At 47.8% G+C, this 21,790-nt stretch carries 29 protein-coding genes and 1 pseudogene; 22 read left to right on the top strand and 8 right to left on the bottom strand.

The genetic code is table 11. The annotated features are described in order from the left end of the window. Positions 1 to 15: 15 nt before the first annotated feature. The 6 genes from ABID99_RS10890 (at position 16) to ABID99_RS10865 (ending at position 5,753) form a co-directional block, all read left to right on the top strand. Complete coding sequence (locus ABID99_RS10890; RefSeq protein WP_188832252.1) at positions 16 to 636, top strand: response regulator transcription factor; 621 nt, start codon at positions 16 to 18, stop codon at positions 634 to 636. Positions 637 to 705: 69 nt separating this feature from the next. Then, positions 706 to 939, top strand: coding sequence for a hypothetical protein (locus ABID99_RS10885; RefSeq protein ID WP_188832253.1), 234 nt, complete (start codon positions 706 to 708; stop codon positions 937 to 939). Further along, positions 852 to 1,541, top strand: a complete 690-nt coding sequence (locus ABID99_RS10880; RefSeq protein WP_373613705.1) for a hypothetical protein — start codon at positions 852 to 854, stop codon at positions 1,539 to 1,541. Before ABID99_RS10885 ends, ABID99_RS10880 begins: the two co-directional genes overlap by 88 nt. Positions 1,542 to 2,027: 486 nt before the next feature. Then, on the top strand, positions 2,028 to 4,433 hold the full coding sequence (locus ABID99_RS10875) for a TonB-dependent siderophore receptor (RefSeq protein ID WP_373613704.1): 2,406 nt from the start codon (positions 2,028 to 2,030) through the stop codon (positions 4,431 to 4,433). Beyond that, a complete protein-coding gene (locus tag ABID99_RS10870) occupies positions 4,433 to 5,587 on the top strand; it encodes a PepSY-associated TM helix domain-containing protein (protein ID WP_373613703.1) in 1,155 nt (384 codons plus the stop codon). Before ABID99_RS10875 ends, ABID99_RS10870 begins: the two co-directional genes overlap by 1 nt. Then, positions 5,580 to 5,753: a hypothetical protein gene (locus ABID99_RS10865; RefSeq protein ID WP_373613702.1), complete on the top strand. Its 174-nt coding sequence runs from the start codon at positions 5,580 to 5,582 to the stop codon at positions 5,751 to 5,753. The genes ABID99_RS10870 and ABID99_RS10865 overlap by 8 nt, the downstream gene beginning before the upstream one ends. Before the next feature lie 404 nt (positions 5,754 to 6,157). Here ABID99_RS10865 and ABID99_RS10860 read toward each other — a convergent pair whose 3' ends face one another. After that, on the bottom strand, positions 6,158 to 6,415 hold the full coding sequence (locus ABID99_RS10860) for a hypothetical protein (RefSeq protein ID WP_373613701.1): 258 nt from the start codon (positions 6,413 to 6,415) through the stop codon (positions 6,158 to 6,160). Positions 6,416 to 6,538: 123 nt separating this feature from the next. Here ABID99_RS10860 and ABID99_RS10855 point away from each other — a divergent pair, with 123 nt between their 5' ends. Together ABID99_RS10855 and ABID99_RS10850 are read left to right on the top strand one after the other, a co-directional pair. Beyond that, positions 6,539 to 6,799 (top strand): hypothetical protein, encoded by a 261-nt coding sequence (locus ABID99_RS10855; protein ID WP_354483151.1) that lies wholly within the window; start codon positions 6,539 to 6,541, stop codon positions 6,797 to 6,799. A 150-nt stretch (positions 6,800 to 6,949) separates the two neighbouring features. Further along, complete coding sequence (locus tag ABID99_RS10850) at positions 6,950 to 7,174, top strand: hypothetical protein (protein ID WP_373613700.1); 225 nt, start codon at positions 6,950 to 6,952, stop codon at positions 7,172 to 7,174. A 318-nt stretch (positions 7,175 to 7,492) separates the two neighbouring features. Here ABID99_RS10850 and ABID99_RS10845 read toward each other — a convergent pair whose 3' ends face one another. The 5 genes and pseudogenes from ABID99_RS10845 to ABID99_RS10825 all read right to left on the bottom strand — a co-directional run bounded on the left by ABID99_RS10845 (position 7,493) and on the right by ABID99_RS10825 (position 9,895). Next, positions 7,493 to 7,669 (bottom strand): hypothetical protein, encoded by a 177-nt coding sequence (locus ABID99_RS10845; protein WP_373613699.1) that lies wholly within the window; start codon positions 7,667 to 7,669, stop codon positions 7,493 to 7,495. Positions 7,670 to 7,751: 82 nt separating this feature from the next. After that, positions 7,752 to 7,901, bottom strand: coding sequence for a hypothetical protein (locus ABID99_RS10840; RefSeq protein WP_373613698.1), 150 nt, complete (start codon positions 7,899 to 7,901; stop codon positions 7,752 to 7,754). Between the two features lie 121 nt (positions 7,902 to 8,022). Continuing rightward, positions 8,023 to 8,313, bottom strand: a pseudogene (locus ABID99_RS10835) (molybdopterin-dependent oxidoreductase); the annotation flags it as partial. A gap of 146 nt (positions 8,314 to 8,459) precedes the next feature. Continuing rightward, positions 8,460 to 9,449: an LLM class flavin-dependent oxidoreductase gene (locus tag ABID99_RS10830; RefSeq protein WP_373613697.1), complete on the bottom strand. Its 990-nt coding sequence runs from the start codon at positions 9,447 to 9,449 to the stop codon at positions 8,460 to 8,462. 74 nt (positions 9,450 to 9,523) lie between these two features. Beyond that, entirely contained in the window at positions 9,524 to 9,895 is a 372-nt protein-coding gene (locus tag ABID99_RS10825) for a winged helix-turn-helix transcriptional regulator (RefSeq protein WP_373613696.1), read from the bottom strand. 88 nt (positions 9,896 to 9,983) lie between these two features. On the opposite strand from ABID99_RS10825, the gene ABID99_RS10820 reads away from it, so the two are divergent. From ABID99_RS10820 to ABID99_RS10810, 3 genes are all read left to right on the top strand, one after another. Continuing rightward, positions 9,984 to 10,949 (top strand): NmrA/HSCARG family protein, encoded by a 966-nt coding sequence (locus tag ABID99_RS10820; RefSeq protein WP_373613695.1) that lies wholly within the window; start codon positions 9,984 to 9,986, stop codon positions 10,947 to 10,949. 278 nt (positions 10,950 to 11,227) lie between these two features. After that, positions 11,228 to 12,106 carry a diacylglycerol kinase family protein gene (locus tag ABID99_RS10815; RefSeq protein WP_373613694.1) on the top strand — a complete coding sequence of 293 codons (879 nt, stop codon included), beginning with the start codon at positions 11,228 to 11,230 and terminating at the stop codon, positions 12,104 to 12,106. Beyond that, the gene (locus ABID99_RS10810) at positions 12,100 to 12,657 is read left to right on the top strand and encodes a dual specificity protein phosphatase family protein (RefSeq protein ID WP_373613693.1); all 558 of its coding nucleotides are present in this window, start codon (positions 12,100 to 12,102) and stop codon (positions 12,655 to 12,657) included. Before ABID99_RS10815 ends, ABID99_RS10810 begins: the two co-directional genes overlap by 7 nt. Here ABID99_RS10810 and ABID99_RS10805 read toward each other — a convergent pair whose 3' ends face one another. Then, positions 12,658 to 13,101, bottom strand: a complete 444-nt coding sequence (locus ABID99_RS10805) for a VOC family protein (protein ID WP_373613692.1) — start codon at positions 13,099 to 13,101, stop codon at positions 12,658 to 12,660. It abuts the gene before it with no gap. Between the two features lie 62 nt (positions 13,102 to 13,163). Between ABID99_RS10805 and ABID99_RS10800 the strand changes: the two genes are divergently transcribed. The 10 genes from ABID99_RS10800 to ABID99_RS10755 all read left to right on the top strand — a co-directional run bounded on the left by ABID99_RS10800 (position 13,164) and on the right by ABID99_RS10755 (position 16,721). Further along, the gene (locus tag ABID99_RS10800; protein ID WP_373613691.1) at positions 13,164 to 13,325 is read left to right on the top strand and encodes a DUF3606 domain-containing protein; all 162 of its coding nucleotides are present in this window, start codon (positions 13,164 to 13,166) and stop codon (positions 13,323 to 13,325) included. After that, complete coding sequence (locus ABID99_RS10795; protein ID WP_373613690.1) at positions 13,322 to 13,564, top strand: hypothetical protein; 243 nt, start codon at positions 13,322 to 13,324, stop codon at positions 13,562 to 13,564. The genes ABID99_RS10800 and ABID99_RS10795 overlap by 4 nt, the downstream gene beginning before the upstream one ends. Next, positions 13,542 to 13,733: a hypothetical protein gene (locus tag ABID99_RS10790; protein ID WP_373613689.1), complete on the top strand. Its 192-nt coding sequence runs from the start codon at positions 13,542 to 13,544 to the stop codon at positions 13,731 to 13,733. The genes ABID99_RS10795 and ABID99_RS10790 overlap by 23 nt, the downstream gene beginning before the upstream one ends. Then, a complete protein-coding gene (gene xth / locus ABID99_RS10785) occupies positions 13,733 to 14,503 on the top strand; it encodes an exodeoxyribonuclease III (RefSeq protein WP_373613688.1) in 771 nt (256 codons plus the stop codon). The genes ABID99_RS10790 and xth overlap by 1 nt, the downstream gene beginning before the upstream one ends. A 19-nt stretch (positions 14,504 to 14,522) precedes the next feature. After that, on the top strand, positions 14,523 to 14,957 hold the full coding sequence (locus ABID99_RS10780; protein WP_373613687.1) for a DUF1810 domain-containing protein: 435 nt from the start codon (positions 14,523 to 14,525) through the stop codon (positions 14,955 to 14,957). Positions 14,958 to 15,151: 194 nt separating this feature from the next. Beyond that, positions 15,152 to 15,514 carry a hypothetical protein gene (locus tag ABID99_RS10775; RefSeq protein ID WP_090525857.1) on the top strand — a complete coding sequence of 121 codons (363 nt, stop codon included), beginning with the start codon at positions 15,152 to 15,154 and terminating at the stop codon, positions 15,512 to 15,514. Beyond that, a complete protein-coding gene (locus tag ABID99_RS10770) occupies positions 15,511 to 16,017 on the top strand; it encodes a hypothetical protein (RefSeq protein ID WP_373615905.1) in 507 nt (168 codons plus the stop codon). The genes ABID99_RS10775 and ABID99_RS10770 overlap by 4 nt, the downstream gene beginning before the upstream one ends. Continuing rightward, entirely contained in the window at positions 16,005 to 16,226 is a 222-nt protein-coding gene (locus ABID99_RS10765) for a hypothetical protein (protein ID WP_229701520.1), read from the top strand. The genes ABID99_RS10770 and ABID99_RS10765 overlap by 13 nt, the downstream gene beginning before the upstream one ends. Before the next feature lie 2 nt (positions 16,227 to 16,228). Further along, positions 16,229 to 16,477, top strand: a complete 249-nt coding sequence (locus ABID99_RS10760; RefSeq protein ID WP_354483174.1) for a KTSC domain-containing protein — start codon at positions 16,229 to 16,231, stop codon at positions 16,475 to 16,477. A gap of 67 nt (positions 16,478 to 16,544) precedes the next feature. Then, positions 16,545 to 16,721 carry a hypothetical protein gene (locus ABID99_RS10755; RefSeq protein ID WP_373613686.1) on the top strand — a complete coding sequence of 59 codons (177 nt, stop codon included), beginning with the start codon at positions 16,545 to 16,547 and terminating at the stop codon, positions 16,719 to 16,721. Positions 16,722 to 16,899: 178 nt separating this feature from the next. Here the strand turns inward: ABID99_RS10755 and ABID99_RS10750 are convergent, their stop codons facing one another. Next, entirely contained in the window at positions 16,900 to 17,325 is a 426-nt protein-coding gene (locus tag ABID99_RS10750) for a hypothetical protein (protein WP_373613685.1), read from the bottom strand. A 943-nt stretch (positions 17,326 to 18,268) separates the two neighbouring features. Here ABID99_RS10750 and ABID99_RS10745 point away from each other — a divergent pair. Further along, entirely contained in the window at positions 18,269 to 21,568 is a 3,300-nt protein-coding gene (locus ABID99_RS10745; protein ID WP_373613684.1) for an ABC transporter permease, read from the top strand. The last annotated feature ends 222 nt before the right edge of the window (positions 21,569 to 21,790 follow it).

Genomic DNA, 21,790 nt, shown 5'->3' with positions numbered 1-21,790 from the left:
CAGGAACTTTACCTGATGGAAAATATACGCGTAAGTATTGTAGAGGATATGCCCGAGGTTAGGGATGGCCTGCGTTTCATTGTTGGTCAGGCTACCGGCCTGAGTTGTCTGGCGACTTATAGCAGCGGCGAAGAGGCTTATGCCGGCGTGCTGGCAGCGCCACCCGATATTGTGATTATGGATATTTCGCTGCCAGGCGAAACGGGTATTGATTGTATCAGGAGATTAAAAAGCAGGGGATTCGCCGGTCAGTTCCTGATGTTTACGGTTTACGAAGACAGCGACCAGATTTTTGAGGCGCTGAACGCCGGCGCCAGCGGCTATTTGCTTAAAAGCGCCGCACCCGAGAAGATTGTCTCTGCCGTTCAGGAACTTTATGAAGGCGGTTCCCCGATGAGCGCCGCCATCGCCAGGCGGGTGGTCAACTCATTTCGCTCGTCGGGTGAAGGCGATAAACTGAGTTCACGTGAAATGGAGGTACTGAACTTGTTATCGAAAGGCTTTTTATACAAGGAGATCGCGGCGCAGCTTTTCCTGAGCGTGGGTACCATCCGGCAGCATATCCATCATATCTATGAGAAGCTGCATGTGCAAAACCGCACCGAAGCGCTCAATAAGGTGTTTGGCAAAATGTAACCTTGGTTCTATTGAGGCGCTTTCTTCAGCGGGCTAATTTTGATGCATCACTCACCAAAATCAAAGCTTATGAAAACGCTGAAAATGTTCATCCTTTTAGCCGCCCTTCCTGTCCTGGCTGCGGCACAAACCAAAGAACAAGCGCTCCAAAGTATTAAAGACCGCAAAGGCTGGTACATCGGTCTGGGTATTTATTACGCTAACCTGACCACGCATTGGAAGTACGATCAAACGCCGCCGGGCACCGGCGTGCCTTTCTTCGATGCTCGCAGGGTTTCGGCCACGAGGAAAGCCGTACGCTAATCACCCTTGGTATCGAGCGTAAATCCATTTTTGGGACACCGGCCCTCAGAGACGGTATATTTGTCAACCATTATGATTATAGCGGTAACTATCGGGGGACGGAATATACACCCATCTATAATTTCGTTGATTTTGATTTCGGCGCTGATGTATTGATCGGCCCCACTGGCAAAACTTACGCGCATTGGCTGGACACCGATGAGCCTATATCTTCCGGCGGGTTAAGCGCCGGCGCTTCCGCTTATATCCGTATGTCCTGGCAATTCATTTTATCACCCAAACTTCGCTTTACACCGTTCTCCGTGGCCATTGGCGGGCAATATCTGCATATCAAAAATAACGGTGATGGCTCAGCCCCAAGCCCGCTATTGAAGGATTTTAATTACGACCAGGGCTGGAATGAAAACCTCAGCACGCTTTACTTATCAGTGGGAACACTGGGCATAGAAACCGGCAGTCTGAGCATTACACCGGAGGTGAGGGTACTCACGCTCAGCGCTGCTTCTACCAGCCTTAAACCCGCCCGTATCATTGGCGATGTGCAAAAGGAGTCGAATCCGACATTGATCAGCGTGGGGGTCAAGGTGTTGAAGAAGTTTTAATGGCCATCATCAACACTTGTGATTCTAATTAATTTCAAAATTTTAATCTCATTGCGAAAAATCCGCAAACACCGATTTAAGCCAGAGAATCTGGCCTTATGCATATAATCTTAGTATGACAACAGTTATAAGACGCATTGCCGAACAAACCATACTTGCAAACGCATTGGCCCCGGTTGAAACTAAGCTTAAGAAAACTGATTTAAAATAAGGAAATCAGCGAATTAAATCCAATTTGAAACTTATTCCGACAAACCGAAAACAATCTCCGTCATATCTCAAAACAGCCTGTCTTAGCAAGAATGTTATTTTTATTTGGATTTATTCTAAATAATGAGTTATTTTTGGCGCATCATTTAATCCCGCCATTCATGAAACGAAATATACCTTAAGCGATTGTTAAAAAAATGAACCCGGTGCTCCGTCGCCAAACATCACACCGGGTATTGTCAACAGATCCTTCAACCTATTAACTATTACAAAACTATGAATTCTTTATTACTATGCGGTAATACCTTTACATCCTGCCCTTTCAAACGTATCTTTAAAGCAACCTGTACCATTATTTTTATCCTTTGCAGTCAATTCAGTTTCGCCCAATCACCAACAGCGACCATCCAGGGGACGATCAAAACGCACGGAGGCTTAACTGCTGCCTCGGCAACGGTCTCTTTAAATGGAACCTATAAAGGGGCAACCGCATCGGATAGCGGCACTTACCGCATCAGCAACATCCATCCTGGTAAATATACCGTCGTGGCAAAACTGGTAGGCTACCTCTCCTCTTCCAGGGAAATTGTACTTCATGCAGGTGAAACTTTAAGTATTGATTTCACCCTTGCCGACGATAAGCGGGAATTAAATGAAGTGACCGTCAGCTCCGGCTATAATAAGTTTGCTAAAAAGGAAACGCAGTCCGTTGCCAAAATGCCGTTAAAAAACCTGGAAAACCCGCAGGTATACAACGTGGTGCCAAGAGAACTCCTGCAAGACCAGGTGATCGTCAGCTATAATGATGTACTGAAGAACGTTACGGGCGTCAGTCAATCCCTCGTCAACGGCTCCAATTCTTTTAACCTGAGAGGATTCAGTACTTCCAGTTATCTTCGTAACGGCCTTCAGGACACCAAGCCAAACAGCATCGAAGTTGCTAATATCGAACGCATAGAAGTGCTGAAAGGCCCTTCCGCAACCTTATTTGGCAACGCTTTGTCCTCTTTTGGCGGTTTGCTGAACCGGGTAACCAAAAAACCTTTCGAAACTTTTGATGGTGAGCTCACTTATACCGTTGGCGGTTTCGGGCTGAACAGAGTTACAGGAGACTTCAATACACCGCTCAACAAAGAAAAAGGCTTATACCTGCGCACCAATGTTGCCTATAACAATGAAGGCAGTTTTCAGGATGCGGGCTTTACCAAACGTTTCTTTCTCGCGCCTTCGTTATTGTACAAGGTTAACGACCGATTAACCCTTTCCTTTGATGCCGAGATCTATAACCAGAAAGCCAATGATTTTAACCGACTGTTTCCGCAGGCATCTTTTACAAAGACCAACCCTACCACGCTGGGCATCGACTGGACAAAGTCCTACAGCAGCAATGACTTGTATCAAACCACGCCCTCGGTGAGTATCTATGGCCAGGCCTTATATAAGATTTCCGATCACTGGAAATCACAAACTTCATTCTCACAAACCAATTCCGGTGTGGAAGGGTACTGGAGCTACAACAACATTTTAGGAGACACTGTGGTATCCCGTAACCCGGCCTATCGGAATACGGATTATAACTACACCGAATTTCAGCAAAACTTCAACGGCGATTTTAAGATCGGCGGACTGCGTAACCGCTTAGTGGCCGGGCTGGATTACTTTGCCAATACGATTAAAAACTCGGGCGTACAGATCTATGGATTTGACCAGGTTAAGATCAGCGGAAATGATCCGCGCTATAACCAACTGACTCCCGCTGCGCTTGATAAAGCTTTTGCGGCTATTCCCTATACCAAAACCCAAGGTTCGCAAAGCATTTACAGTGCCTATGTCTCCGACGTTTTAAACGTTACCGATCAGCTTTTAGCGATGGCCAGTTTACGTGTTGATCACTTTGTGAATGATGGCACCAGGAACATTAATACCGGGACGACCACGGGCAAATACAATCAAACGGCGCTATCACCCAAATTAGGCCTGGTTTATCAGCTCATCCCGGAACAGGTTGCTCTCTTCGGTAACTACATGAATGGCTTCAGCAACAATGCCCCGGTAAGCCAGCCGGACGGATCGCTTTCCGCTTTCAAACCCAGCCAGGCCAACCAATGGGAAAGCGGTGTAAAGCTGGACTTGTTCAATGGCAAATTAAACAGCACGGTAAGCTATTACCATATCAAAGTAAGTGATGTGATCCACAGTGATTTTACGCCAGGGCGTTCTGCCTACCAGGTTCAGGACGGCGGGCAGTTGAGCAAAGGCTACGAAGCCGAGGTGATCGCCCATCCTTTCGCAGGTTTTAATCTGATCGCCGGTTATGCGCATAACGATATTTACACGATTAACACTAATCCTAATGTAGACGGTTTGCGCCAATGGACTGGGCCGTCAGAAACGGCAAACCTTTGGTTAAGCTATCATTTTCTCAAAAGTAAGTTTAAAGGCCTGGGTCTGGGTATTGGCGGTAACTATAACGGCAAAGCTTATATCATGCAATCCAGGTCCGCAGGAGAGTTCTACCTGCCTGCTTATACTGTATTGAATGCCGCAATCAGCTACGATCAGCCGGTTTACCGGGTAAGTTTAAAGATGGATAACCTGACCGATAAAGTGTATTGGGGCAGTTACGTGAGCCAGATGATGCCACGCAGGTTCAGTGCAACGATCGCCTTTAAATTAAAATAATGAGCGCTTTAAATATCAAAAGATGGTTTCGGATCCACCGCTGGACCAGCCTGATCTGTACGTTATTCCTGCTGCTGCTATGCCTTACCGGGCTGCCGCTGATATTTCACGAAGAGATAGAACAGCTTTTAAGTACGGATGCCCCCTACCAGGTTTTGCCTGAAAATACGCCAATGGCCAATCTGGATCAAATGCTTAACGCTGCGCAGCGGCGCTATCCCAAAGAAGCATTAAGTTTCGCTTTTATAGATGATGATGAGCCGCAGGTTGTTATTTATATGATGCCGGACCTTAAAGGCAAGCCCGACACCAGGCATGCCATGCAGTTCGACGCCCGTACGGAAAAATTATTGAAGGATGAGCCTCCCGCGTCCCGGCAGCCGCAAACTTTCCTGGGGTTGATGTTTTCTCTGCATACTGATCTGTTCGCAGGCTTGCCGGGCGAGTTATTTTTGTGCCTGATGGGGCTTCTTTTTGTATTTTCCATTATTTCGGGGATCGTATTATACGGTACCTTCATGAAAAAGCTGGACTTTGGTACCGTTCGAAAAGGGCGCTCCGCCCGCCTGAAATGGCTCGACCTGCATAACCTTATCGGGATCGCGACCGCTGTCTGGCTGGTTGTTGTCGGCGTAACGGGCGTGATCAATGAGCTTTCCAAACCACTTTTCGGACTGTGGCAAATGACGGACGTTAAAAAGATGCTGATGCAGTACCAGAACCGGCCGCTGCCGGAGCCTGGTCATTTGAGTTCGGTACAGGCAGCTTATAACACCACTAAAAAAGCGTTACCTGGTATGACGATAACCAGTGTCATTTATCCGGGAAATGTATTTGGAACTCCTTATCATTTCTTACTTTATACCAAAGGAAGTTCCGCCCTGACTTCCCGGTTATTTACACCGGTACTGATCGATGCCTGGACCGGCAAGCTGGATGCTATAGTGAACATGCCGGGTTATTTAAAAAGCCTAGAGATCTCACGTCCGCTTCATTTCGGCGACTATGGCGGTTTGCCCCTGAAAATTATCTGGGCTGTATTTGATTTGCTTGCCGTAGTGGTCTTAATCAGCGGAATCTATTTATGGATTGTCCGGCGAAAATTTTACGCCGATTACTTTTTAAACTTATCCAAGGAAGAAACCAATGAATAATTTGCAATTCAAGAAAGTATGGGCCATGCCGCTGCTGCTAGCGGCCCTGACCTTGTTTGGCCTGCTTGCCGCGTTGTTAGGTGCCGGGTATTGGTGCGTTTTCGCCTGGATTACCATCTCGGTGCCTTTACTGGTGATTATCCAAAAGATATGGCTTAAGCGATAAGGCTTAAAGTGAAGCGATTATATGCACGGTGTGATGGTACTATCTCAGGAAATCAACGAGTTACTCGCTCCTGCGCCTTTCATTGTTAATTTCCTTACGAGCAGATCGATTTTGGAAATGAGTGGCGAGCCACAGAGGGTACAATGATGAGACACCGCTAATGTTTTCTCGTTAAATTGTAATGATAAAGTTAGGACCGTTTCCTGATTATAGATAGACACGCTGCACTTTTTATTAAAGCAATAATAATTCACGGTGGCGTTTTCCATTTTCGGTTTTTACCTGGAATACCGCTAACATAGTGCCAAATCGCTGTGGGAATTTGTTCTAGTTGGAAATTGGTTAGTTTTTCTCTTATCGTTGTGCTACATGTGAAATTATAATTCGATCGTCTGATAACCAGGTCAGACCAGTGGTTTTGAATTTCGCAGCTCTTCAAAGAGTTCAATAACTTTTTTTTGCAGATCGATCACTTCGGTCTCCCGGGCAAATAGCTTCTCGTGCAGTACGTTAAGCTTATTGGGCCATTGGTTGAAGTTTGCATCGTCAAGTGTTAAAAGCTCGGTCACTGAGATTTCAAAGACAGCGGCAATTTGTGCGAGTCTTGACAAGTAATTTTGGAAAAATTTGCTGAACACATCGCTCCCGAAAGGCAGTCGCATTTCGCCTCCCTTTAATAAAATGACTAACTTAGCAGGTGATGACCGACATTGAACGTTTCAACCTCTATTGGCTTAACCATGCCATGACTGCCCCGGTAGCGTCGGCAGAACAGTATTATTTCGATGCCCATACCAAAACGCCTTGTCGAACGGTTAGCAGGCATCGACGCTGAAGCATCTGAAATCGTTGAAATTCCAAGATTGAATGTCCGGGACAAGGTTTCCGTGCAATTGTTATTTCTGTCGAAATTCCCCGGCATTATCCATGAGGAAAAGCTGAGGCTTGCCGCCGAACAGCAACAGGATGCGCCAGGTCTTGTCCTGGATAAACTCGAAGCTATGGACCCGGTCCTGTTACCTTTCAGGCTACTGGGAAGACTTTAAGTTAAAGACGATCCAATATTACCTGGAAAAATTCACCGGCATCATCGGCATAGCCTCAAAAATGTTTTAAATTAGGCTGCAATCTGAAAAACTGGGTTAAACCGGAACTTTTTAATCAATTATGAGGCTTATACTGCCCATCTTATTTTGATGATACTCTCGATAAAAGCATTTTCTCAGGAGGTGGCATCTGATAGTCTTGCAAATATTGCGCGAAATGCGATGTTCACCGATGCTTACATTCAAATTGAAGGTAAATTACACTCGAAAAAACTAAAAGTGGAGGTTAATTTGGGAGATACCCCGGAACAGATGAAGGCCGGAAAGGAGTATTCCGAAAAGCTGACAGGTAAAAGTCATATGCTGCTATCTTAAATTTCATGGTTCAAAACAAATTCGAACTCGTCCAAACGCTTGGATACACGGAGGCCATTCGGGAACAGGCGGCACTACGGGTATTTTTTTTATCATGAAGAAAAATACAGCGCCCCGATAGCCATTCGTAATGATCAACTTGCGTAAAAGTAATCCTGAGGTTATTTGTCAATGCTTTCACTTTCTCCTGATGCTCAGCGAAAAGCGAGGCAGTACCGTTTTTCCGTTTTTCGCCCTTTGTTTTTCCCCTCACCAGCCTGCTTCCTTCTTGCCTCGTTTCTAAAAGCCGTTACTATTGTGGCAGGTCAATCTAAACCGTTATTCAAACAATTCCTGGCTATCGACATAATAGGCTTTGCGTTTATCGAGCTCGGCTTTAAGAATAGGTTCACCGCTGAGTGTCAAGGTTTGTTTCGGCCGGTGCACCTGCAGAAAATCGCGTTCCTTTTCAGTGATGGTTATCCGGAAAGTTTTTACGGATATGGTTTTCTGCATCAGTTAATAAATCTTTAATAGCCTGGGTTAAAATTTCAATATCGGCTTCAGGTATTTTATTGGCTTTACAGCTGTTGCCGGCCTACGCCTCGTCGTAACGATCATTCCGCCAGGGATAGGCGGTGTTGGAATAACCACGCTCTTCCCAGAAACCCAGCTTGTTCTCCGTCAGGAACTGGATGCGTTTGATCCATTTGGCGCCTTTCCAGGCATAGAGCTGCGGCGTGACCATGCGGCAAGGGCCGCCATGTTCCTGGGGCAGCGGCTGCCCGTCGAAGGTGTGGACTAACCAGTACATCCGGCTTCAGTGCTTCTTCCAAAGCGATATTGGTGGTATAAGTATCGTAACCATAACAAAGCAGGTGCGTCGCTTCGGGCTTGGGTAGCACAAGCGCGGCCAAATCGATCAGGCTGACGCCTTTCCAGTGCATATCCAGCTTGGACCAGGTGGTAACGCAATGAAAGTCGGATGTATCTTTCGTTTGGGGCAGGGTCATAAAGTCTTTCCAGGTCAGCACGACCGGGTGTTCTACAGCGCCGTCAATGGTCAGCCGCCACCGTTCCTGCGGGATATTGGGATGATAGCCCAGGTCAAGGACGGGCCACTTGACCGTTTTGGTCTGCCCGATCGGGATTGCGGGCATGCCATGACGGTTAGGCGGGCCGGAGCCTTTCGGCTGATCGTCCGCCAGTGAAGGCGTCGCCTGCATCTGCTGCTCGAAGCGTGCTTTAAGTTTCATCCGCGCTTCTATGATACGTTCCAGTTTTTCCGGTTCTTCCATACGCTAAGTTAAGCATTTAATGCTTCAGCTAGTAAACGGTAAGACTTTAGCCGGGCCTGCTGATCATAAATGTGCGAAGTCGCCATCAGTTCATTGATGCCCGCGTGCTTAATAAAATCATTCAGTTGCGCCTGCACCGTTTCCTTACTACCAAAGAAGGAATAGGCCAGCATCTGCATGGCCGCTTCCTGTTCAGCCGCGCTCCAGATGCCGGCCATACTTTCTACAGGCGGTGGTAAGGGTTGCCTTCTGCCGGTAATAATGCCCTTGAACAATTGCTGTAAGGAAGTGGCGAGGTATTGCGCCTCTGCATCCGTATCAGCGGCCACTACATTCACACAGGCCAGCACATAGGGCTCGGACAAATGACGGGATGGCTTAAAAGTTCTCCGGTAGAGTTCAATTGCCTGCAGAAAATAGGCCGGTGCGAAATGGCTCGCGAAAGCATAAGGCAGGCCTTTGGCAGCCGCCAGTTTAGCGCTGTCCAGGCTGGAACCGAGTATCCAGACCGGGATATCCAAACCCTCGCCGGGAACGGCGCTGACCCCATTCGGATGATCGCCCGCAAAATAATGCTGGAGCGATGCCACATCCTGCGGAAAATGAAAGGCGGCGTTCATATTCTCGCCCCGGATGGCCAGCGCGGTCGCCTGATCGCTGCCCGGCGCCCTGCCCAATCCCAGGTCAATCCGGCCCGGATAAAGCGTTTCCAGCGTACCGAACTGCTCGGCGACTACCAGAGGTGAGTGATTGGGCAACATAATACCGCCTGAGCCGACACGGATCGTGGAGGTCTTACCGGCGATATGCCCGATCAGTAAACTGGTAGCTGAACTGGCCACGCTCACCATATTATGATGCTCGGCAAACCAGTAACGCGTGTAGCCCAGGGCTTCCGCCTGCTGCGCATTCGCTACACTATAGTTAAAACTGTCCGCAATGCTATGTCCCTGGATGACCGTCGCCAGGTCGAGAACCGAATAGTTGATCGCTGCCATGCTGCAAAGTTAGCCGATGCCAAACCGGTTTCTGTCAGCTCAGTTCCATTTTCAGGATGCCGGATCAGGGTAGCCTAGCGATTTACAAATTCACCTTGCTGTTCGGCAACCTGGTTACCCCATTGCAGGATGGCATTAAGCAGTGGAATGCAGGATCTTCCAAATTCGGTTAAGCCATAGATCACTTTGATCGGCGGCTTTTCGCCGTAGACCTTTCTATAAACCAGGCCGTCTTCTTCCATTTGCTTGAGCTGCAGGCTCAGCGTTCTTTCGGTTACGCCGGGCATTTCCTTGCCGAGCTCGCTGTACCGTTTAGCCGCATCTTTCAGATGGTAAAGGATGACCGCCTTCCACTTCCCGCCTATCAGGTCCATCGCCAGGCTTACGGTGCAAGGATATCGCTTGTCATGGAGCTGGATAAAATCGCTTTTACATTCTGTTCGCATGGGTTCGTGAGGCTATCCAAATGGATAGTTATTGCAAAACTAAGGAACGATAAATAGTTTTGCAACTATCATTTTTATAGTTTAATTTATGGAATCGAAATTCAATCAAACAGCGCTCAAACCGCTGATCACCATCACAGGAATTTTAGGCAAGCAGGGCTACAGCGCCGCGCAAACGCTTTTGCAAAGTGGCCGGTACCGGGTGCGCGGGATTACCCGCCGTACGGATTCACCGAATGCGATCAGCCTGAAAGAACAAGGTGCGGAATTAGTTAACCTGCCACTGGATATCGGTCATCAGAAAGCTTATACCGAAGCATTCCGCGGCTCGCACGGCGTTTTCATGATGACGCCTGGTATCGCGCCGCCGGATACCCACGAATTTGAGTTGGGTAAGCAACTGGCCGATGCGGCGGTGGAAGCCGGGGTACAGCACGTGATCTTCAGCAGTCTGGAAAACGTTGATGAGATCACCCGGGGAAAGAAGTTCGCACCACATTTTACAGATAAAGCCAGGATCGAAGCCTATATCCGGACACTGCCTGTTACCAGTTCCTTTATTTATATGGCTTTTTTCTACACGAACCTATTGGAGTTTTATACGCCGCTGGTCAGGGAGGATGGTACGCTGGTCTTTCCCATCTATCTGCCGGAAGACTTCCGCGCGCCTTTTGTTGATCCCTTAACAGCTACCGGGCCCGCTGTATTGGAGCTATTTTCTGACCAGCAGCAATATGCCGGGCAGTCCTTGCCTGTGATCGGCGACATCATTTCGCCGCGGGAGATGGTAGCTACTTTTAGCCGGGTAACCGGCAAAAAGGCCGTTTACAGTTCAGCTTATTCGCGCGAAGACTTTCTCCGGTATTTCCCGGCGTTTGCTTCCAACGAGCTGTTGGTGCAGGAAACTATCGGAATGGTGAAATACGCCGTGGAAGATGGTTATTTCCGCGAAGGCCGCGACCTGGAATGGAGCCGTCGGACCGATCCCGGTACCCTAACCTGGGAACGTTTTTTGCGCAAGACCGGATGGCAGGGCGAAAAGATCAGCTTTTAAACTGATCTGCCTTCCGGCTCGCCACGATGATCACCGGCTTTTTTATGCGGATTAATTTATTACATAGGCGATATCTTATCCCTGGCAAAGGGACACGTTATTCAGAATAACTCCAAATAAAAACAGGGACACTTTTTAATGGGTAATATTCTTTCCGGCTGCTGCTATCACAGCAACAGTAACGGACGCATGGAGTGGGATATGGACTAAAGAAATCATCAAATTTGTGCGCCGGCAATCTTTTCCCGGCGTTTTTTGTTAAGGAACAAACACAGCGCATGAAAGCACCGCATTTATTTTTTATCGTTAACCCCTCGGCCGGCAAAGACGAACCTATCGTAGAACAGATCGGCGAAGTATTCCGGGACAGCGGGACAGTGATCACTGTTCACGTATTGGATAAAGAAGAAGAACCTGCCGAACTCATCCGCTCGGTGCTGAATGAAACCGATCTGGTAGCCGTTTATGGTGGTGATGGCAGTGTGACGCAAGCCGCTGCGGGTTTGATAGGAACCGGCAAACCCCTGCTTATTATTCCCGGCGGAACGGCCAATGTTTTTGCCAAAGAACTGGGTATCCCGCAAGATACCATGGAAGCTTTAAAGCTGTTCCGCGACCAAAAGTATCGCCTGCAAGCGGTAGATACAGGACTGGTTAACGGCCGCTCTTTTCTTTTGCGGGTCAACCTGGGCATCATGGCAGAAATGATCACCGAAACCGACCCGGGTTTGAAGGACAAGATCGGCCAACTGGCTTATGGTGTTGCCGCGGTGAAAAGCGCTGTAAAGACCGAACCGGTTGCTTACCATTTAACGATAGACGGCAAAACGGCCGAAGCAACCGGCGTAGCCCTGACTGTCACCAATTCCGGCAGCATCGGTATCGGCGGCTTGCAAATGTACCCGGAGATCAGTGTCAATGACGGCTTACTGGATATTATACTGCTCAAAGATGCAGGATTGCTATCGCTGCTCAAAGCTGCGGGGTCCAGTCTACTGGATCAAACAACCGACGCCGTTGATCATTGGACTGGTAAGGACATTACGATCAGGTTGCCTGAAAAACAAGTATATCTCTGTGACGATTGTGAAGCAGAAGCTAAAGAACTTACGCTAAAGGTTGTTCCGGGCTCCTTAACGATTGCTGTGCCATGTTAACGAAAATCAAAAGTATCATTACCTTGCTGGTTATTTTCTGGCAGAAGATATGGGATAATATTTACCGTTTCTTTAATGGCGTTCCAACCCTGAAGCGCAGCCAGATCACCGCCAATCTTTTTTTAGGGAGCCAGTACAGCCTGATCGGCCTGCAAAAACTCAAAGCACTGGGCATCACTGCTATTGTCAATATGCGGGAACATCCGGCTTTCGCCGAGTCGAAATACGAAGGCTTCCATTACCTGCATTTGCCTACGGCTGACAATACCCCGCCGCCGCTGGAAACATTGGTCAAAGGCGCGGAATTTGTCACTCACGAGATCAAAGCCGGCGGCAAGGTTTATATTCACTGCCGTCAAGGCCTCGGGAGGGGACCTACCATGACCATTGCCTACCTGATCAGTACCGGCCTGACCTATGATGCCGCTTTTGCACTGGTCAAAAAGGCGCGCACCTTTATCAACCCACGGTCATCGCAAATTGCTCAGTTAAAAGCTTTGGAACAATACTATCAGGAACATCCCCAACCAGTGAGCGTGACCCCTAAATAATTAAAGCGGTTGGGCCAAACCCACCAGCAGTCCTTCGGCACCTCTGATATAACAAAGCCGGTAAGCATTTTCATATTGTACGATCTCGCCAACCAACGTTGCGCCTTGTTTTTGCAAACGCTCCACCAGTTCATCAATATTGGTCACGGCAAACATGGCCCGCAAATAACCCAAAGCATTGACCGGCGCATTGCGGTGATCCTCGACGACCCCGGGATCAAGAAAACGCGATAATTCTATACGGCTATGTCCGTCCGGCGTCACCATCATCGCAATTTCTACCCGCTGGTCAGGGAGGCCTGTGATCCGGCCCGCCCATTCACCTTCAACGACCATCCGCCCCTCCAGTTTCAGGCCGATCTCGGTAAAAAAAGCGATGGCTTTATCCAGGGATTCCACCACGATCCCCATGTTGTCCATTCTCAATAATTCACTTGTTGCCATAAACCTGTTGGAATAAAATTTGTTAACTATTAACTAATTATTCATAACAAATATATCGACCTATGAGTACAAGAGGAAGTAAAGTGGAAAGGAATTCCGTTTCGAATCAGCCCCACGAGATCAAATATGAAGCACAAAAGGAAGGTACCAGTTCAAAAGCCATCAAAGAGGCCAAGAAATCGGTAGGCAACCAGCGCGCCGCCATTGAAAAGAAAATTAAATGAGCCGGGCATTTGTCAAAGAGGGCGATGCCGATCAACTCAAAGATGTGGCAGCGAATAGGACTTCGCTGCTCTTCTTTTTAAAACGGGAGAATGGCGGCCCCGTATATGAACTGCGTACGCGCTACAGCGAGAAATACCGGAAAGAAGTGCACGAAATGAGCGACGGTTTAGGTTATATGCTCAATGACGAGAACCAATGGCAAATCATATTAGAAGATGAACACACCAGGAAAAAATAAAGAACAAACCGATGAGATCGGTGATGATTTAGAAAGCGGCGATGAAGTAAACCAGGCGATCGAACAACAAGGCGATGACGCTACCGCCGGAATCCTGCGCGATACCGATGCGGCTAAGCATGAGCCCAAAAAGCAGGATGATAACCAGGAATTGCAGGGCGCGCCGTAATGAAAATTGCGACATATAATACCAACGGTATTAACGGCCGCCTGGAGAATTTACTGCGTTGGCTCCGGGAGGCACAGCCAGATGTCGTCTGCCTGCAGGAACTCAAATGTGAACAGCATAGTTTCCCCGAAAGCGCTTTAAAAGATGCGGGCTACAACGCGATCTGGCAGGGCCAGAAAAGCTGGAATGGCGTAGCCATTCTTGCCAAAAACGAGATACGTGAACTGCACCGCGATCTGCCTAGCGACGATGATGAGTTTACCCATAGCCGCTATATCGAAGCGTTCGTCGATGACATGGTCATCGGCTGTATTTATTTGCCGAACGGCAATCCCTGGCCCGGACCTAAATTCGATTACAAATTACGCTGGTTCAAACGGCTGGCTGATCACGCAAAAGGGTTGGTCAACCGCGAACTGCCGGTATTGCTGATCGGCGATTACAATGTGATGCCTACCGAACTGGATACCTATAAACCCGAAAAATATCTGGAGAACGCGCTGTTCCGCCCTGAAAGCCGCGAAGCTTACCGAAATCTGGTTGATCAGGGCTGGACCGACGCCATCCGCCAGCTATATCCCAACGAACGGATCTATACCTTTTGGGATTACCTGCGCAATGCCTACGGTCGGAATGCCGGGCTGCGGCTGGATCACTTTCTGCTCAATAAACATATCGCGCCGCGTTTAAGGACCGAACAGGTAGACAAACATGTACGCGACTGGGAACACAGCAGCGACCACGCGCCGGTGTGGATCGAACTGGCATGATATTTAAACCAATTAAACCATGGACACCAAACAGCATTTAAAGCGTTTCCTGGACGCTCAACGCAGCGATTACGAAACAGCACTGGCCGAGATCAAAAGCGGCCGCAAGCGCAGCCATTGGATGTGGTATATCTTCCCGCAGATCGCCGGTTTGGGAAGCACAGCAACGTCCCGGCATTATGCAATAAAAGACATTAGCGAGGCTACCGACTTCTTATTTGACGAAACCCTGGGTCCGCGACTCGTTAATATCTGCAAAGCCCTGCTGGAACTGCCCACCAATGACGCTTTTGAAATTTTCGGGGACCCCGACCATCTCAAGCTGAGATCAAGTATGACCTTATTCGACGCCGTGCCGGCCACTTTCCCGGTATTCGGGCAGGTATTGGATAAATTCTATCGCGGCGAACGTGATCAGCGCACACTGGATATTTTAAAACAGCAAAAAATATAAAACTCGGCCCGCAGCTTTTAGCCCTGCTCGATAAGCAATATACACTATCTCAGTTGACAGAAATGGTCTTTCAACGCTATGACCTCGCATTTAAAACCGATGAAACGGGACGCCCGGTCTTATTATTCATCGGCAAAAAAGACGGCCAGGGTAAGATCAAAGGCGAAGGGCCACTGGGACAATAGGGGCAAAATATGAAAAAGAAAAGCTACAAGATCACGTTCAGTTTGCAGGAAGGCTACGCACCCGGCGCAAAAATTCACCGTATCAGCACTGCCGAACGCGTCATTAAAGATTGGCTCGCTGAACGCCTGCAGAAAAAGGAGCCCATCGTGACAGGGCTTTTACAACAAGGCACCTGGTTTTTTCCGGCGAACGACGCCGTCAGCGCATCGCCCACCGCTATCTTTACCGGTGAGCTTTCTGAACCAAAAGACATGAAGCGCAGCAACAAAGAGGTGAAAAATACGCTGCGGTCGCTGACAGCTTTGTTGAAGGAGCGGTTCAAACAAGAATCGGTCTTTATCGTTTATCGTGAAAAGAACTGGTGCGTATGATCAACCAAACAGAAACGCAGGAATTACATATAGATGATGATGGGGTGTTTCCCGGAAACAGGCTGCCGGCGCTGTTGTATAAAGGCGCTCTGGATATTCCGTTTTTGTTTCCGGCCACGCATGTCAGCAAGCTGTTTGCGGCAAACGGATGGAGCAATAGCTGGGATGCGGGCATTTTTACCTATCACCATTACCACAGCGTCACCCATGAAGTGCTCGGCATTTATTCGGGCAAGGCCCGTATTCAGTTAGGTAACGATGCCGGTCCCGTCATCCTGCTGGAGAAAGGCGACGTACTGATCATTCCGGCCGGTGTAGTCCACAAAAATCTCGATGAAGAAAATGATGTTGGCGTGGTCGGGGCTTACCCGGACGGTAAAGATTACGATATGAATTACGGCAAACCCGGTGAAAGGCCAGGAACCGATAAGAATATCGCAGCCGTGCCCTTGCCCAAAACAGATCCGCGGACGGGCGAAGTGATCAAACAATGGAAAAATTAAAAAAGGAGGATTTTATGCCATGGTATAACGGCGACTACCCGCCATGTTATAAAAACCAGCCGAAATACCTGCGGGAAAAAGCGATAGAAATCGCTAACGAGATCATTAAGGAAAGCGGCGACGAAGGCATCGCTATCGCAACCGGGCTGAAACGGGCACGGCAATATTTCGAAGAGCACCCGGAAGAAGTACCTGAAAACGAAAAGTAATCATGCCCTCTGCAGTCATCAAATCTTACAGCTATGATGCCGCCAGCGAAACGCTGGAGATCGTATATCACTCCGGCAAGGTTTATCATTACCTCAACGTGCCTGAAAAAGTATTTAAGGAGATGCGCTCTACCATGGTCAAAGGTATCTGGTTCAACCGGTACATCAAGGGCAAATATCCGTTCGAGGAAGCTACGCCAGGTTTAAACCAAACGAATTTATTTGAAGATCAACTAAAAAAACGGCCGTAAGACAGGCTTGTGTTAACGTTGATACCCGCTCCGCGGTTGGTTGCCATTATTTGGCGAGCTTTTAGAATTGAAGCCGATACAAACCAATCTCGACTATTCCAGGTTCGCGCCTGCCGTCACGAATGAACAGGCTTTGCCGGCTGAACTGTTCAGGGAAATGGTAACGCCCAAGCAAAAAAAATGCCCGGCGGGCCCCGCCGTGGAATGGCCATTTTTACCAACGGGAACAACGGCTTCGCCTTGATCAAGCAGGTCCTGAAAGCGGCGTTTCACTTGAAAGAACTTACGCCTTAAAGTAGAGAACGGCTCCGAAATTAACTGTGGCGGGCGGCAATCAGCGCCAGGGTACTCCTCCTTTGACCATATTCGCTCAGCTTCATTTATTTAACCCTATTTAGCGGTCTGTTGGAAGCCATTCCCTTTTATGTTGCGGTTTTGCCTTTGGCATCTATTAACTGAAAGCCCGCCTTCACGGCCTTCGTTTTTTTCATGTAGCGTACTTCCAGGGAATCCCTATAATTAATGGCCAATTTAATTTTATCCGGGCTTAAAAAAGTAGCTGTAAAAGGATAGTTTTCTCCTATGGTGATCCTTCCGGCGATGTAATTGGCCTGTTGATCACGGATCTTAAAATAGCCGGTATAACAATGTAGTTTTCTGGTTACGCTTATCTTGCCGCCGGGAAAAAAGGCGATCTGAAAATTTTTTAACGAGTCCGCAACCGGATCTTTCTCCGTCCAATAGCCATAAATGGTATTGGCAGGTTCTATTCGTTTGGTATAGGTTTTGAAATCAAAACCTGAACAAATACCGAGAACAATAAAGCTGCTTAATACGATAGTTTTCATAGCGATCCATTTTTTTTATCACTCATCTAAAATTAGGTGAGAATGAAAAGATGGTCAACAGATTTAACGTTTTTTAACAACCATATCTTGCCAATCGGCGTTCACCTATGTATAGCAACGCTATACTTTGTATGTTTTTCTCATCTAATAAAACGTTTTACCAAAATCTATAGATACCTGTCTTTTCTCCTGATGCTCAGCGAAAAGCGAGGCAACACCGTTTTTCCGTTTTTCACCCTTTGTTTTTTCCCTCACCAGCCTGCTTCTTTCTTGCCTCCCAAAGCATCGCAAATTTTGCCGCTTCTATCTCGTAAGACTTTTATAAAAGGCTACGGCATAATAAAGCATTCTGCTTTACCCTTGGGGACTTAAGCGGCTGAAGCCGTCCCTGCGCCGACCAAAAAAGGGCCATTGCCTGGTTATTTTGCTGCGCTCAATTAGAAAAGATGCATAGCGCTGGTTGAACTGGCGAACACCGATGATTTATTTAAAGAGCTGAACGCTTAAGTAATAGTTCAATCCCAATTGAATTCAGAAGTTGCCGGAATCGAACACAAATCGTCCGTTTTCGTTACAACCTGTTTTTGCTACCTTGTCATAAATAATTAATTTTCAATGATATTCACCCATGGAATGCGTATTGTTGCAAACTTTTTATTGGAAAACTTTACAATAAAGATCGGCATTACTGAGATAGTTTACCTGGGAGCGATCTATAGTAGCCTGGGTATGGCTGCACTTCTGGTTGTTGATAAAAGAAGCCCGAGGAAGGATTGCTGGCCATTAGCAGTGGCCCTGGTCTTGATGCAATATTTCCCTTGTGAGCATCGTGGCTATAAAAGGGCGGTTCCCTGTTGATCTGCCAGACAGCCTCATGGGTTTAGGGCCTCTGATTTACTTTCAAGTATTGAAGAAATGCCGGCCACTTGAAAAGCTTACATCAATGTACACATGGCATTTCCTTCCCTTGCTCATCACTTTAGGCATTCCGTTATGCTATCCCGCAAAAGCGACATGGCTAAACGCGTTCTCCCCGGTTTCAGTCCTGCTTTACCTGGTGGCGGCTCATCGGGAAATAGTGGCCATGTATCATAGCCGAACCTTTATCGAGGGTGACCGTAACAGGAACGAAATAGAATGGCTTCACCGGCCTTTGATAATGTTAGGCGCAGTCTGGCTGCTCTTGTTAATTTTAGGGACCGGACATTATTTAATGATCAAAAATCCGGTACTATCCGCGATTGAACACTTCTTGTACCTGCTGTCAGCCATGTTGTTGATCTGGCTCGCCTTCCGGACTTTTATTCGGACACAAGGAAATTTGGATGTACCAGGAACCTCAGCTATAAAGCTTAACTTGAATGCTGATCTGAGACGTAAGGGTGGCCAATTGAAAGCAGCTTTGAAGCTGGAACACTACTACCGGGACCCGGAACTGGACCTCCGGTCGCTGGCTGAAAAAATGGATGTTCATCCTAATGAACTTTCCAGGATCATTAACGCGGTATTCAAAAAGAGTTTCAATGAGTTGATCAATGAATACCGGATCAATGACGTTATGCGAAAAATGCAGGACAGAAATTATGACCACCTGACCTTGCTCGGCATTGCTTATGAATCTGGTTTTAACTCTAAATCCACTTTCAACCGGACATTCAGGGAAATGACAGGACAAAGTCCCGCCGAATATAAAAACGAATTAAAAAATAAGCGCCCAACTTATAACCTGGGACGAACAAGACACTTCGCTGGCCGACCTTCGGGTCATAAAACAGCCATGATTCAGGCTAAACTGGAATTAAAGCGAAAACTCATGTTGAAAAATTATTTAAAAATCGCCTGGCGTAATTTAAAGCGAAACAAGATCTACACGACGATCAACATTACCGGATTATCCGTTGGTATTGCAGCCTGCCTGCTGATATTCCTGGTCATTAAATTTGAAACGAGCTTTGACGATTACCACCAAAAGCGTGACCGGATCTACCGGGTGGTCAGGATCAGCAACGGGCCTGACGGGGTGCATGCGGGCGTTGGCACACCGTTGCCGATAACCGAAGCTTTGAAACTTGACTTCCCGCAACTGGAGCAGGTGGCCAATATCATGCAAAATTCTAATTCGCACTACACCGTGGATGACCTGCAACATACAGGCGTTGCCCGAAAGTACAGGGAGCCGCTGGCTTATTACGCCGATCCGGAATTGTTCGGCGTATTCGATTTCAAGTGGCTGGCGGGTGATCGAAATACCGCGCTTTCGGCACCAAATACCATTGTGCTGTCCCGCGAGGAGGCCAATAAATTTTTCGGCGATTGGCGGACCGCCGTGGGCAAAACGGTGAAGTTCGAAAATGCGCGCGACCTGCAAGTCACCGGGATATTTGATGATACACCGGTCAACACTGATATCCCGATGAAACTAGCCGTTTCATGGGCGACATTAACGGTGGCAGGCGGAGAACTTTATGATAGCCAGCAAGACTGGGTCAGTACCTTTGGGGCGAAGAACTGTTATGTGGTTTTGCCGCCCGGTTTAACGGCCGAACGGTTTAATAAGGACCTGCTTGCTTTTGCAAAGCGCCACTTGCCCGCAACTCAGCAAAAAGGTGGAAGCTACCAATTGCAGCCATTAAGCGATATACACTACAATACCGGCACGACCGTTTACAGCGGACATCCTTTCAGCAGGCAGCTGATCAATGTGATCGGCCTGATCGGATGCTTTCTGTTGCTGATCGGCTGTGTTAATTTTATCAATCTGGCTACCGCGCAGGCGGTCAACCGTTCAAAAGAAGTGGGGGTGCGAAAGGTAATGGGCAGCAGCCGGCTGCAACTCGTTCTGCAATATATGAGTGAGACTATGATCATTACCACCCTGGCGGTATCGTTGGCCGTTGTGATGGCGGTATTGGCCGTGCCGATGCTCAATAACTTGCTGGATACTGAATTACGCCGTTCTTTTTTAAATGATCCTGTTATCATCATGTTTTTGTTGGGCGTCATTGCCGCCGTTACGCTGGTCGCCGGGCTTTATCCGGCCTTTGTACTTTCCGGTTTCAATCCCGTCGCAGCAATGCGTAACCAGGTGACCGCCGGCAGGGCCAGCGGCATGTCGCTCCGCAGGGTATTGGTACTGGCACAATTTTGCATCGCTCAGTTTTTGGTGATCGGAACACTGGTCCTGCTGCGTCAAATGGACTATTTTCAAAACAAACCGCTGGGATTCAATAAAGACGCAGTGATCACTGTCCCGGTTCCTGCAGACAGTTTGAGCCGATTGAAATTAAACAGCCTGAAGAATGAGCTGCTCACGCAATCCGGCATCAAAAATGTCAGCCTGAGTTTGTTCGGGCCATCTGATAAGAGCGGTTGGGCTACAGATATCAAGTACGACAACGCTGCCAAACCGGCAAATTTCGCGGTTAACTTAAAATGGGCAGACCGGGAGTATTTCAAATTATACGAAATGCAATTCGTTGCCGGCGGGCCATATCCGCAAGGCGATGTGGTAAAAGGCTATGTGGTCAATGAAGCGCTGGTTCGGCAACTCGGCATCTCCGATCCGAAACTGGTCATTGGCAAATATATTATGCTTTGGGACCGCAAGGATCTCTACGCCCCGATCACCGGCGTTGTTAAAGACTACCATATCAGATCTTTGCAAAACGCCATTCCACCGGTTTTGATGGGCGCTTCTTTGAATCAGTACGCAAAACTTAACATCAAGATCGATCTGCACCATGTTGATCAAACGCTTTCAGCAATTGAACGGCTATGGAACAAAACCTATCCTGCAGGAGTCTATGAGTATCAGTTCCTGGACCAGACCATCGCCAATTTTTATAAAAAGGAAAATGCGCTTGCGGTGCTGTATGAGATCTTCGCATCGGTTGCCATTTTTATATCTTGCCTTGGCCTCTATGGTTTGGTTTCGTTCATGGCGGTACAACGAATCAAGGAAGTCGGCATCCGTAAAACGCTGGGCGCGTCGGTGATCAATATCGTCTATTTGTTTTATAAAGAATTCACGGTGCTCATTCTAATTGCCTTTGCCGTCGCTGCGCCGATTGGCTATTACTGCATGGAAAAATGGCTGCTGGATTATACCTACCGCATTCAGATAGGACCCGGCGTATTTGTGATAGCCATCGCCAGCTCCGTTTTTATTGCCTGGGCTACTGTCAGCTCAAAGGCGATCAAGGCGGCGTTGACCAATCCGGTAAAGAGCCTAAAGAGCGAATAATTTTTTAATGTTACCCAGATCAACGGGATTGTAAGAGGCACTATATGGATATTCCGGTATGCTTGACCATGCTGTTACGTGCTTTTTAGAGCAACGAATTGTGTTAGTGGATCTTAAACTTGGCTATTTACTTCAAGAAGATAGCGTGGTCAAAGTGTAACGGAACACTGTGAACTCTTTTTCGGAATGCACTGGTCAACAGATCCGGATTATCCATGCTGG

It is taken from the genome of Mucilaginibacter sp. OAE612 (genome assembly GCF_041806395.1).
Lineage (GTDB): Bacteria > Bacteroidota > Bacteroidia > Sphingobacteriales > Sphingobacteriaceae > Mucilaginibacter > Mucilaginibacter rubeus.
This window is presented reverse-complemented; position numbering and strand designations above follow the sequence as displayed.